The following is a 12,041-nucleotide window of genomic DNA, read 5'->3' as shown; positions in this document are numbered from 1 at the left end:
GCGAACCCGGACCGAAGAGGGAGGTCCCGGCGAACCGGGACCTCCCTCGAAGTAGTGCTCGAACTAACTACTGCAGGGCAACGAAGACCGGGTCGCCGCCGATGTAGGACACGGCCCAAAGGCCTGCCTCCGGCGCGGTCGCGGGCACCTCGATAATCAGGTTCGCGGTTGCGCTGGCATCCGTGTACAGATCAGCGACATCCGACATCTGGCCGTCCATGATGACGTATGCGTCATCGTAAGAAAGACCATCAGCGGACACGTAAGTGAAATCGAGGCTGAAGTTCGGGTTACCGGATTCCGTTCCGATGTACTTCACCGTCGCGGGAACAATCGCGTAAGCGTTTCCCGCCTGCGGGTCGGGGTTGTACTCATTCGCCGCTTTGACCTGATCCAACGCGTTCAACGTGGCAGCACCGAGAGTAACCTCCCACGTCGGAGTACCGAACTCTTCAATGGTTATCGTCGACCCGAAGGGGGCCGGTGTGGCACGTGTGCCCACGTCGCCCGCCTCAGCGGGTTCCGCTGCGTCACCGGCTGCGGCGTCGGTGGATTCCGAAACGCTGGCGTCGCTCTGTATCGCATCATCGACGGCGGAGATGAAGACGGCCGCGTAAACAATGGACATGATGATCGCAGCGATGATCGCAACAAGCGAAACCGCGGTTCCGGCGATCGCGACCCCCCGCGACCTCCCCTTACGGAAAATGGCGATAACGCCGAGGACCAGGCCGACGAAGCCGATGAAGCCGGCCACCATGCTGATGGCCGGGATGAAGGCGAACACCAGCGCCACGAGGCCGACGATCAGAGCCGAGAGGCCGAGACCGTTGCGGGTCTTCACGGGGGTAGGGCTGTCGGAGATGTAGGGCGGGACTGAATTCTGCTGTGCCGGCGCTGCGGGCGGCTGTGAAATGGACATGTCTAAGACGTTTCCACAGGGAAAGGATCCATTCAGACGTAATGGCACCCCCAGTACGAGTGCCCCCCGAAAAATCGCACGTCGGCTGAGGTATGCCGGCCGCCGACCAGCGCCGACTCAGAGCAGCGGAAGAACCTGCTCGCGCACCTGCTTGCGCAGGATCTTGCCCAGCATCGAGCGGGGCATCTCTTCGACCTTCACGATCCGTCGCGGGATCTTGTACGCGGCGAGCTGATCGCGGCAGTGCGCCCGCAACCCCTCCTCGTCGAGTGCCGCCCCGGGCTTGAGTTCGACCGCCGCGACGACCATCTCCCCGCCCCGTTCGAGAGTCTTGCCGATGACGGCCGCATCGACGACATCCGTGTGCAGTCGCAGCACCGCCTCCACCTCCGAGGGCGAAACGTTGAAGCCGCCGGTGATCACGAGTTCCTTGGCCCGGTCCACGATCGTGGTGAAGCCGTCGGCGTCGACGGTCACGATGTCACCGGTGCGCAGCCAGCCACCCGGCAGGAGGGTTTTCGCGGTCTCCTCCGGATTGTTCCAGTAGCCCTGGAAGACCTGCGGTCCCTTCAACAACAACTCACCGGGCTCACCCGGCGCCACCAGGGTGGTGGGGTCGTCCAGGTCGACGACCTTCATCAGGGTGGACGGGAACGGCACTCCCACCGTTCCGGGACGGCGGGTGGGGTGGAACGGGTTGCCGAGCGCCACCGGCGAGGACTCCGTCATGCCGTAGCCCTCCACCAGGAGCCCGCCTGAGACCGATTCCCACAGTTCCACGACGTGGTCGGGCAGGTTCATGGCGCCCGAGATGCAGTATTTGCAGGAGCGCAGCGAAATCCCGCGCTCCTTCGCGACCACGGCCGTGCGCTCGTAGATCGGCGGCACCGCACAGTAGACCGTCGCGGGCGACTTCTTCATGGCGTCGAGAATCAGGTTGGGATCGAATTTGGGGAAGAGAACAAGCAGGCCCTGCTTACGGATGCCGTAGGTCAGGTACAGAGTCATGCCGAAGGCATGGAACATGGGCAGGATCGCGTAGAAGATCTCCTTGCGGTACTCGGCCCCGTGCATCCACGCCTCGCCCTGAAGGGCGTTGGAATACAGGTTGAAGTGGGTGAGCATGGCGCCCTTGGGCTGCCCGGTGGTGCCCGAGGTGTACTGCAGGGCCGCCAGGTCGTCGACCGACGGGTGCGGGTGCTCGGGGTCGATCGGGGCGTGGCTGAGCAGGTCCTTCCAGGGGATGGTGCCCGGCGCGGAACCCGAGAGCGCCTCGCGGGACTCGCGCAGCTTCTTCACCGGCAGGTGCAGGGCCAGGCGCTTGATGGCCGGGAACGCCGCCAGCAGGTTGACGGAGACGATGTGGTCGATCTCGACGTCGGCCGGAAAGGCGCGCACGGATGCCACGGACTTGTCCCAGGCGATCACGACACGGGCCTGGTGGTCTTCGAACTGGTGGCGGAGCTCGCGGGAGGTGTAGAGCGGATTGTGTTCCACCACGACACCGCCCAGGCGCAGCACCGCGTAGAAGGCGACAACGTGCTGGGGGCAGTTCGGCAGGATCAGTGCCACCCGGTCCCCCGCCCGAACGCCGAGTTGGCGCAGACCTTCCGCAGCCCGGTCGACCTGGTCGCCGAGCTCGGTGTAGGTCGTGCGGCGCCCGAAGAATTCCAGCGCCGGGTGGTCGCCGGCCTCGGCCACCGAGCGCTCGAGCATCGCAACGAGGGACTCCGTGGGCAGGTCGATTTCGGCCGGGACACCCGGTTGATAGTTCTTCACCCAGGGCTGCTGCTCAGTAGTCGACATGCTCTTATCTTCGCGCACGAACGGGGGGCGCTCTCCGATGGATTACCGTTGTAGTATGCACACCCCTGACACCACCACGCAGAGCGAGGCAGATACTGCCCGCGAGACGACAACCTTCGCCGACCTCGGGCTCAATGACGCGATGCTCAAGGCGCTCAAGGACGTGGGGTACGAAACTCCCTCCGCCATCCAGGCCGCCACCATCCCCCCGCTTCTCGCCGGGCGCGACGTCGTCGGCCTCGCCCAGACCGGAACCGGCAAGACTGCCGCGTTCGCACTTCCGATCCTCGCGCGCCTCGACATGGCGCAGAAGACTCCGCAGGCACTCGTACTCTCCCCCACCCGTGAACTCGCGCTCCAGGTCTGTGAGGCCTTCGAGAAGTACGGCGCCCACATGCGTAACGTGCACGTGCTCCCCGTCTACGGCGGACAGGGTTACGGCGTTCAGCTCTCCGCGCTGCGCCGCGGGGTGCACATCGTCGTCGGTACGCCCGGCCGCATCATGGACCACCTCGAAAAGGGCACCCTCGACCTGTCGCAGCTGAAGTATCTGGTGCTCGACGAAGCTGACGAGATGCTCAAAATGGGCTTCGCCGAAGACGTTGAGACGATCCTCGCCGACACCCCGGACGACAAGCAGGTCGCCCTGTTCTCGGCGACCATGCCGGCCCAGATCCGACGGATTTCGAAGAAGTACCTGAACGACCCCGAAGAAATCACGATCAAGAACAAGACCACGACCTCGGCGAACACCACCCAGCGCTACCTGATGGTGTCGTACCCGCAGAAGGTGGACGCCCTCACCCGCATCCTCGAGGTCGAGAACTTCGAGGGCATGATCGTCTTCACACGCACCAAGAATGAGACCGAACTTCTCGCCGAGAAGCTGCGCGCACGCGGCTACTCCGCGGCGGCCATCAACGGCGACGTGGCCCAGGTGCAGCGTGAGCGCACCGTCAACCAGCTCAAGTCCGGCAAGCTGGACATCCTGGTCGCAACGGATGTCGCCGCCCGCGGCCTGGACGTCGACCGCATCAGCCACGTCGTCAACTACGACATCCCGATCGACACCGAGTCCTATGTGCACCGCATCGGCCGCACCGGCCGCGCCGGTCGCAGCGGTGCAGCGATCAGCTTCGTCACGCCCCGTGAACGCCACCTGCTCAATGCGATCGAGCGGGCGACCCGCCAGCCGCTGACGCAGATGCAGCTGCCGAGCTTCGAAGACGTCAACGTCACCCGCCTGGCACGCTTCGACGACGCCATCACCGAGGCCCTCGGCCAGTCCGAACGGATCAGCGCCTTCCGCGACATCATCGGCCACTACGTCTCACACCACGACGTGCCCGAAGCGGATGTCGCGGCGGCCCTCGCGGTCGTCGCCCAGGGTGAGACTCCCCTGCTGCTCACCCAGGCGGATGCCCGCGCGCAGCGCCCCGAGCGCGCCGACCGCGGCGACCGTGCCGAGCGCGCTCGCGCCGACGCCGGTCGTGGCGACCGCCGTGACGACCGCGGCGAACGTGGCGAACGCGTGGAGCGGGTGGAACGACGCCCTCGCGACAACAACCGGGCCATGGCCTCGTACCGCATTGAGGTCGGCAAGCGCCACAAGGTGGAGCCGCGCCAGATCGTCGGCGCTCTCGCCAACGAGGGCGGCCTGAGCCGTGAGGACTTCGGTCACATCCAGATCAACCCGGAGTACTCGCTCGTCGAGCTGCCGGCCGATATGCCCGGCGACGTTCTCGGACGTCTCGAGAACACCCGCATCAGCGGCAAGCTGATCGAGATCCGCGCCGACGGCGGCGGACCCGTGCGCCGCGAGGGCCGCACCGAGCGCCCGCCGCGCCAGCCGCGCAGCTACTAGTAAACGCCTACGGCGCACCGGGGAGGCATCCGCTCCCCGGTGCGCCGTAGGGCTATGCGACTCCGGTGCAGCGTGCAATCGTCGTAGGCGAACCGAATGGTTCCCGACGAAGGAGACTGCCATGTTCACCAGTTCTGACGCCTTCAGCTCTTTCTCCGTGGACGACATCGACACGGCGAAGCGCTTCTACGGCGACACCCTGGGCCTCGATGTGCGGGACGGCATGATGGGCAACCTCGAGGTGCGACTCGGCAACAGCGCGCAGGTGTTCATTTACGCCAAGCCCGATCACGTTCCGGCGACCTTCACCGTGCTCAACTTCGTGACCGACGACGTGGAGAAGACGGTTGACGAGCTCAACGTCCGCGGCGTGACCACGAAGATCTACGGCGACGACGACCTGGCCGACATGCCGCCCAACGACGCGAAGGGCATCATGCGCGGCGACGAGAACCGGGCGGAAATCGCCTGGTTCACCGACCCGGCCGGCAACGTGCTCGCCGTTGTTGCGGCATCCGTGTAGCGGGGGCTCAGGGCGGGAGATAGTCATGCACTCTGCAGTTGAGAATGCGGAGGCCACATGGGCCGAACGCTGGTCGGAGAGCTGGGACGGCTTCTACTCGAACTGGCTGGCGCCGCTGCAGTCCACCGGCCTGGCCATCCTCGGCCTGGCGCTGGCGGCACTGATCCTGGCCCGCCTCCTCGCGTTCGTGCCGCTGATGTGGAGCGGCCAGACCAGGCAGCAGACGATCGATCGGCTGAAAGGCTGGGGACTGGCACTGATCCTCGGCGGTTCGGCGCTGTTCGTGTTGTTCGCGGGAGGCCCCGGAGTGGTGTGGGTGCTGGCCTATCCTGGTGCAATCATGATCGGCGCGGGTGTGGTCGCCTTCTCCCGAGGCCTGGCCACCGACCGGAGGGTTGCCGTTGAGGTGCGCGATGCTGCGGGTCAACCGGCCGAGACGCACACCAGGAATGTCATGGTCCTGTTGACGACGCTGGCCGGGAGCAGACCCAAGGGACTGTATTTCACCATCGGGAGCGACGTCGAGTTCCTGTCCGATGCCGCACTGTCGGGCGTCGTTCCCAACAGGGTGCTGGCCGCACTGCAGGCCATCGCGACCTTCGTGATCGGAACTACGCCCTGGCGCCTGTCGGTCGACACGACGAGTTCGGACAATCTCGCCGTGAGCATGTCCCGGCACGGCCGGCAGATCGATGCGGCGACCATCAACCGCTTGGACCTGGGACTGTCCCGGTTGGACGGTGGAGACGACGTGGACCTCGACAAGTTCGTTGCGGCGTTCGCACTCATGGTCCTGTCCACGCAGTACACGGATGTCCAGGGTCTGGCCGGCACGGGATCGTGGCGTTCCCTGGGCCTCCACTTCGTGGCCTCCACCGAATTGCGCGACGACGACAGCGACGCCCGCGCCATCGCCGTTCTGAGCCACGCGGTGGATCTGGACCCCGGCAATCATCCGGCCAGTCTCATGCTGCAGTACCGCCTGCACCGCTACGGCACCGAGTTCGACGAACTCCGGCGCTATGCGGACTGGCTCAGCGCCGAGGCGGCGCACCTCGAATCGGAGCACTCCCCCACGCAGAATGCGGACTTCACCCTGCACTACCAGCGTGTGCTCCTGAACTACGTGATCACGGTCGAGAACCTCGTCTCCGTCGCCGACCATCCCGCCGACATCAGCACCAGCCCTGATGCGAACCGGGCGCGGGAGAGCGCCCTCGAACTCGTGCGCCTGATCGATGCCGGCGCAGGCGAACGGGACGCGGAGCAGGGCGAGGTCTCCCTGCTCAAGCAGAAGATGCGTCTCGTGGCCGCCACCGGCTATGTGGCGCTGGGCGGCACGCAGGACCTGCTGGAGATCGGCGGACGCATCAAGGAGGCCGGCATTTCCGCCTCGCCGTGGGTGCGCTACGACCTGGGGTGCATGTTCTACGCCCAGAGTCAGGAACAGACGAACCCGACCCGGAAGGCGGAATTGCGCGAGCTCGCCCTGGGGCATCTCGAGTACGCGATGATCGCTCCGCGGGCGCGGTCCTTCGTCTGGAAGGACCCGATGCTCACCCAGTTGCACGCCGATTCCCGTTTTCAGAAGCTGGCGGGTCAGCCCCGCACCGATTTCTGGGACCTGGAGCCGCTGCAGACCTACCGCACCCGGTTCGCCGGGGTGGGGATCACCAGCCCGCTCCATCTGGCGACCTTCGTCGGAAGCCGGGCTGAGCTCGGCGACTACCTGGGGGCAGGGCGGCTGCAGACGCTGGCGATGCTGGGCGTCTCAGAACTGGCTAATCGCACGGAGATCCTGTCGCTTCTGCCGTGGGCCGAGGTGCTGCTCACCCAGTACAAGGTGGAGCTCGTGTCTGAGATCATCGCGGAGGGGATTCTCAGCGCGGAGGAACTCGGCAGGCTGAGCGAGCAGGAGCGCGATCTGCTCAGCGCCAAGGTCTTCCGCGCCTTGGACCGCCGGTTCCACTATGAGGGATTCGAGTTCCTGCGCGTGGCCGGCTGGGTGGATTCGCTGGTTCCCTGACTCCTCCGCGGTGCCGGGAACAGCGGCTTGCAGGTCGTGCAGACCTCGCCGTCCTCGCTGTCCGCGCTGCGGCCGGCGACGGCACGGTGCTCACTCCCCAGCCGCTCGAGCAGCGCCCAAAGGAGGAGTGCCAGCGCGGCGACGGCGACCACCGGGCGCACGCCCGAAGAGATGAGTGGCACGGATTCACGCAGTTCGGTGGTGAGGAAGAGCGCGATCAGGCCGAGCACGGGCCAGCGCACGTCACACCGGGTGGCCTCCCCGCCGATCGGGGCGTCGAAATAGCTGGCGACGACCAGTCCGATCAGACCGGCCCCGACGGCCGTGACCAGGTAGGCCCACCACGCACCGGGGAACACCGGCGATGCCGCGACCACGGCCGCGGAGCCCGAGGCGACCGTGAGCCCGGCGAACACCGTCACGGCGACGCCGGCGGCGATCATCCGTCGGCGGCCCGGCCAGGTGCGCAGCTCGGTGAGCATTCCTGAAATTCTCATGGTCTGACTGATTCCTTGATTGCGATTGAGAGTTTATACCCCATGGGGTATTTTATACACATGAAGCCAGAACCGACGAAGCAGGACGATCTGCGCAAGACCGTGAACCGGTTGAAGCGTGCCCAGGGGCAACTCGCCGCGGTCATCTCCGCCGTCGAATCCGGTGCCGATTGCCGCGCGGTCGTCACCCAGCTCGCCGCCGTCTCCAGCGCCATCGACCGGGCCGGCTTCACGATCATCTCCTCCGCCATGAAGGAGTGCCTCGCCGACCAGCCGGGCACCGACCCGGACAACACCGGAGGCAAGAAGTCCCTCCGGGTGGAGGAACTCGAGAAGCTGTTCCTGGCGCTGTCCTAGACGGCGGTCCTACGCGGACAACGCGATCACGGCTTGCACGGCCACGTAGACCGCGACGATCAGCACGAGAACCGCGAATCCGCGTTTCAGCACCGTGTCCGACAGGCCGCGGGCGATCCGGCCGGCGATCAGCGAAGCCGCCATGGCCGTCGCGGCGAACGCGGCGGTCACGGCCCAGTCGATCTCCACCGCGCCCAGGTGTGCGGTGAACCCGGCGATCGAGTTGATCACGATGATGACCAGCGAGGTTCCCACGGTCACACTCATCGGCAGCCCGAGCACCAGGGTGAGCGCGGGCACGATGAGGAAACCACCGCCGACGCCGAGCAGACCGGTCAGGAAACCGACCACCGCGCCCGTGGCGAGGGCCCGGGGCAGGCAGCTGCGCCACTTGACGCCACCACCGGGCAGCGCACAGGGTCCCCCTCCGGCCCGGATCGGCAGGAACATCCGGATGCCGGCGATCACCATGATCACGGAAAAAACCAGCAGCAGAACGCCGGGGTCGAGCAGCCGATTGACCATCGTGCCCAGGTAGGCCGTGGCCACACCGGCGGAGCCGACGATCAGGGCCAGGCGCCAGTTGACGCCCCGACGAAGCCGCGGCAGCACGGCGACGGCGGAGGCTGCTCCGACCACGATCAGGGAGGTCGGGATCGCCTCGTCCAACGGCATCCCGACCCCGTAGACGAGGGCCGGCACAGCGATGATCGCCCCGCCGCCGCCGACCAGGCCGAGCAGCGCCCCGACGACGAGGCCCAGAACGAGGGCTGCGACGATCACGGGTGCTGGGGCAGGACAGTGGGCAGCCGATCGGCGGTCCACTCGAGCATGCCGCCCGTCATCGTGTGCGCGTCGAATCCCGCGGCAGCCAGGTAGTCGGCTGCGCTGGCGCTGCGACGCCCGCTGTGACAGACCAGGATCACGGGCCGGTTCCGGTCCAGAGCGGCGGTGTTGTCCGGAATCGTGCTGAGCGGAATGTGCCGGGCCCCGGCGATCATGCCTTCCCGAAGCTCCGGGGTCTCCCGAACATCAACGATCTGAGCCTCGGCCAGGCGGCCGAAGACCTGCTGCGGGGTGAGTTCCATTATGGGTTCCTTTCCAGGGACAGGTTGGGGCGGAAGCGCCCCCAGAGAACCAGGAGAAGCCCGCCGAGCGCGAATACGCCGAACAGGACCACTCCCAGGTAGGTGAGGTCGACGGCGGCGAGTGAGTCGAGCGCGCCACCGCCGATTCCGAGGTCGGTGAGCATGGACATCAGGCCCATCCCACCGACGAAGAACGCGACGAAAACGGATACGCCGGTGACGATCAGGTTGTAATAGACCTTCCGCAGCGGGTCGGTGGCGGCCCACTGGTAGACGTGGTTCATCAGGATCCCGTCCGCGCTGTCGAACAGGGTCATGCCGGCGGTGAAGACGACGGGGAGAACCAGGGCCGCATACCAGGGCAGCCCCGGGGTGAGCACCCCGGCGAAGACGAAGAGGCTGATCGAGGCAGCGGTATCGAGACCGAGACCGAAGAGCAGACCGATCGGCAGCATTTTCCACGGCCGGTCCACGAAACGGGACAGCGGCCGGAGCAGCCGGTTGATCACGCCGCGATTGTCCAGGTGCCCGTCGAGCTCACTCTGCACGAAGCGTCCGGACCGCACGTCTTTCACCACCTGCCGCAGCCCCCGCAGAGAGGACAGATTGAGCGCGCCCATCAGGATCAGGAAGACGCCGGAGACGGCGGCACCCCACACGCCCGTGATCTGCCGAAGGGCGGAGCCGTCATCCGCAAGGCTGCCGGCGAAGGCATTGATGCCGAGCACCAGCAGCACCACGGACACCACGACGACGGACGAATGCCCGAGGGCGAACCAGAACCCGACCGACACCGGGCGACGGCCGGCCGCGACCAGGCGACGGGTGGTGTTGTCGATCGCGACGATGTGGTCGGCGTCGAAGGCGTGCCGCACCCCCAGCAGGTAAGCGCTGACGGCCAGGCCGAGCATGACCGCGGTGTTGCCGCCAGCACCGGAGAGCTGCGGCAGCACCAGCAGGAACAGGGTGCCCCAGCCGACCGCATGCAGGGTCACCACGGCGGCACCCATGCCGAGAAGACTGCGCTTCTCGGCCGGGTGGACGGCCGTTCGCTTCCCCGTCATGGGGTTAGACGGTCAGTTCGGCCAGGGTGAGGCCTGCGGCCGCGGCCTGGTCGAAGTTCCCGTCGACGTGCACCACGTCGCGCCCGGCGCGCTGCAGCAGGCTGGCGGCGACGCCGGCCCGGTAGCCGGAACCGCAGTGCACCCAGATCTTCCCGGCCGGGATCTCACCCATCCGGGAGAGCAGTTCGTGCAACGGCACGTTCACCGCACCGAGCAGGTGGGACGCGGCGAATTCGTCGATGCGGCGCGTGTCCAGCAGAACGTCGGCCTCGGCCCGGCCCATCAGCAGTCCGTCCCAGCCCACGCGCGGGTAGGACGCGACCGGGGCGTCCGGCGCCAGGGCGTGCGGCTCAGTGCCGATGGCGGCATCCGGGGAGTCGATGCCGATGCGCGACAGGTCGCGAATGGCGTCCTCGACATCGGCCCGGTCGCCCACGAGCGTGAGCTGCTCATTCCAGGGCAGAACCCAGCCCAGGTAGGTGGTGAAGTTCGAGCCGTTGCCGTATTCGAAGCTCACGGCACCCTGCAGGTGGTTGCTCGAGAAGGCGACCCGGTTGCGCAGGTCCACGACCCACTCCCCCTCGGCCAGGCGGCGGGTGAGCTCGACGGCGTCGAGGGATTCCGGCACCTGCAGGTTTGCGGGGCCGGGACCCTGCGTGTTCGCGGGGGCCATGTGCGCGTAGTACGAGGGGTACGCGGTGAGATTGGCGATCAGGTCGCGCACGAAGTGCTCCTCGTCGGCGTCGGTCAGGGCATGGTTCGCCGTGATCTGCTCGCCGATGGTGGATGCGCCGGCGCCGGTTGCCGGGCCGCTGGAGCAGAAGGACCCGAACCCGTGGGTCGGGAAGAGGGCAGCGTCGTGCTCGGCCTCGTGCACGAGTCGACGCACCGAGGCGTACTGGTCGTGGGTGAGGCCGACGGTGTCGCTCGCGGCCACCAGGTCGGTGCGTCCGACCGAGCCGAACAGCAGGCTGCCGCCGGAGAAGACCGCCTCGTCGGTGCCATCGCTGACGATGTAGGACACGTGCGTGTGGGTGTGACCCGGCGTGGCCACCACGGTGACGCTCAGGTTGCCGACCTGGATGACCTGGCCGTCGGTGACGGGCTCCCGTTCGAAGGTGACAGGGTCGGCGGCGTTGACCAGGTATTTCGCGCCGTGCACCCGGGCGAGTTCGAAACCGCCGGTCACATAGTCATTGTGCAGGTGGGTCTCGGCGACGTGAGTGATGGTGACCCCGGCCGCGCGTGCCGTGTTCTCCACGCGGTCGGTGTCGCGCTGCGGGTCGATGACGAGCGCGACGGCGCCGTCATGCACCAGATAGCTGCGGTCTCCCAGCTGCGGGGTTTCGATAACGATAACGTCCATGGTTCGAAGTCCTCCAAGTCATGCGTGCGGATCGGATTGCACGTTGGACACGATACCCCCAGGGGTATCTGAGTGCAACCTGCCGACCGATCACCCGCCCCCGTCGCCGCTTGACCAAAATACCCCATGGGGTATATTCTGGTCTCATGGCAACCATTGACACCACCGAGAAAACCTTCGACCAGACCATCACCGACAACTCCATCGTGCTGGTGGACTTCTGGGCTGCCTGGTGCGGCCCCTGCCGCATGTTCGCGCCCACCTTCACCGCGGCGTCCGAGAAGCACCCCGACATCGTGTTCGCCAAGGTCGACACCGAGGCAGAGCAGAGCCTGGCCGCCGCCGCCGGCATCCGTTCGATCCCCACACTGATGGCCTTCCGCGACAAGGTGCTCGTGTTCTCCCAGCCCGGCGCCCTGAACGCCACCTCCCTGGAAGAGGTCATCACCGCCGTGCGCAGCCTCGACATGGACGAGGTGCACGCCAGCATCGCCGCCCGCGAGACCACCGCGTAGAGGTCGCCCGAGG

General features: G+C 66.8%; 12 protein-coding genes. 5 read left to right on the top strand and 7 right to left on the bottom strand.

All coding sequences use genetic code 11. From position 1 onward, the window contains the following. Positions 1 to 67 precede the first annotated feature (67 nt). Both E3T49_RS00700 and E3T49_RS00695 read right to left on the bottom strand, forming a co-directional pair. Positions 68 to 844, bottom strand: a complete 777-nt coding sequence (locus tag E3T49_RS00700; RefSeq protein WP_134422499.1) for a hypothetical protein — start codon at positions 842 to 844, stop codon at positions 68 to 70. 195 nt (positions 845 to 1,039) lie between these two features. Further along, positions 1,040 to 2,728, bottom strand: a complete 1,689-nt coding sequence (locus tag E3T49_RS00695; RefSeq protein ID WP_134422497.1) for a long-chain-fatty-acid--CoA ligase — start codon at positions 2,726 to 2,728, stop codon at positions 1,040 to 1,042. A gap of 55 nt (positions 2,729 to 2,783) precedes the next feature. Between E3T49_RS00695 and E3T49_RS00690 the strand changes: the two genes are divergently transcribed. The 3 genes from E3T49_RS00690 to E3T49_RS00680 all read left to right on the top strand — a co-directional run bounded on the left by E3T49_RS00690 (position 2,784) and on the right by E3T49_RS00680 (position 7,141). After that, on the top strand, positions 2,784 to 4,592 hold the full coding sequence (locus E3T49_RS00690) for a DEAD/DEAH box helicase (RefSeq protein WP_134422495.1): 1,809 nt from the start codon (positions 2,784 to 2,786) through the stop codon (positions 4,590 to 4,592). A gap of 121 nt (positions 4,593 to 4,713) precedes the next feature. Further along, positions 4,714 to 5,115 (top strand): VOC family protein, encoded by a 402-nt coding sequence (locus tag E3T49_RS00685; protein WP_134422493.1) that lies wholly within the window; start codon positions 4,714 to 4,716, stop codon positions 5,113 to 5,115. Between the two features lie 25 nt (positions 5,116 to 5,140). Further along, positions 5,141 to 7,141 (top strand): hypothetical protein, encoded by a 2,001-nt coding sequence (locus E3T49_RS00680; protein WP_134422491.1) that lies wholly within the window; start codon positions 5,141 to 5,143, stop codon positions 7,139 to 7,141. Here E3T49_RS00680 and E3T49_RS00675 read toward each other — a convergent pair. After that, positions 7,084 to 7,638 carry a hypothetical protein gene (locus E3T49_RS00675; RefSeq protein WP_134422489.1) on the bottom strand — a complete coding sequence of 185 codons (555 nt, stop codon included), beginning with the start codon at positions 7,636 to 7,638 and terminating at the stop codon, positions 7,084 to 7,086. The two genes, E3T49_RS00680 and E3T49_RS00675, sit on opposite strands and share 58 nt — an antisense overlap. A 60-nt stretch (positions 7,639 to 7,698) precedes the next feature. Between E3T49_RS00675 and E3T49_RS00670 the strand changes: the two genes are divergently transcribed. Continuing rightward, positions 7,699 to 7,995: a metal-sensitive transcriptional regulator gene (locus E3T49_RS00670; protein ID WP_134422487.1), complete on the top strand. Its 297-nt coding sequence runs from the start codon at positions 7,699 to 7,701 to the stop codon at positions 7,993 to 7,995. A 9-nt stretch (positions 7,996 to 8,004) separates the two neighbouring features. On the opposite strand, the gene E3T49_RS00665 is transcribed toward E3T49_RS00670, so the two are convergent. The 4 genes from E3T49_RS00665 to E3T49_RS00650 are packed head-to-tail and all read right to left on the bottom strand — an operon-like array spanning position 8,005 to position 11,513. Next, positions 8,005 to 8,778, bottom strand: a complete 774-nt coding sequence (locus tag E3T49_RS00665; RefSeq protein ID WP_134422485.1) for a sulfite exporter TauE/SafE family protein — start codon at positions 8,776 to 8,778, stop codon at positions 8,005 to 8,007. Then, positions 8,775 to 9,083 carry a rhodanese-like domain-containing protein gene (locus E3T49_RS00660; protein WP_134422483.1) on the bottom strand — a complete coding sequence of 103 codons (309 nt, stop codon included), beginning with the start codon at positions 9,081 to 9,083 and terminating at the stop codon, positions 8,775 to 8,777. Before E3T49_RS00660 ends, E3T49_RS00665 begins: the two co-directional genes overlap by 4 nt. Next, the gene (locus E3T49_RS00655) at positions 9,083 to 10,147 is read right to left on the bottom strand and encodes a HoxN/HupN/NixA family nickel/cobalt transporter (protein WP_134422481.1); all 1,065 of its coding nucleotides are present in this window, start codon (positions 10,145 to 10,147) and stop codon (positions 9,083 to 9,085) included. The genes E3T49_RS00660 and E3T49_RS00655 overlap by 1 nt, the downstream gene beginning before the upstream one ends. Before the next feature lie 4 nt (positions 10,148 to 10,151). Then, positions 10,152 to 11,513, bottom strand: a complete 1,362-nt coding sequence (locus E3T49_RS00650; RefSeq protein ID WP_134422479.1) for an MBL fold metallo-hydrolase — start codon at positions 11,511 to 11,513, stop codon at positions 10,152 to 10,154. 146 nt (positions 11,514 to 11,659) lie between these two features. On the opposite strand from E3T49_RS00650, the gene trxA reads away from it, so the two are divergent. Then, on the top strand, positions 11,660 to 12,028 hold the full coding sequence (gene trxA / locus E3T49_RS00645; RefSeq protein WP_134422477.1) for a thioredoxin: 369 nt from the start codon (positions 11,660 to 11,662) through the stop codon (positions 12,026 to 12,028). Positions 12,029 to 12,041: the final 13 nt, after the last annotated feature.

Source organism: Cryobacterium cryoconiti (genome assembly GCF_004403065.1).
GTDB lineage: Bacteria > Actinomycetota > Actinomycetes > Actinomycetales > Microbacteriaceae > Cryobacterium > Cryobacterium cryoconiti.
Note: the sequence above shows the minus strand (reverse complement) of the source record. Positions and strands in the feature narration are given on the sequence as shown.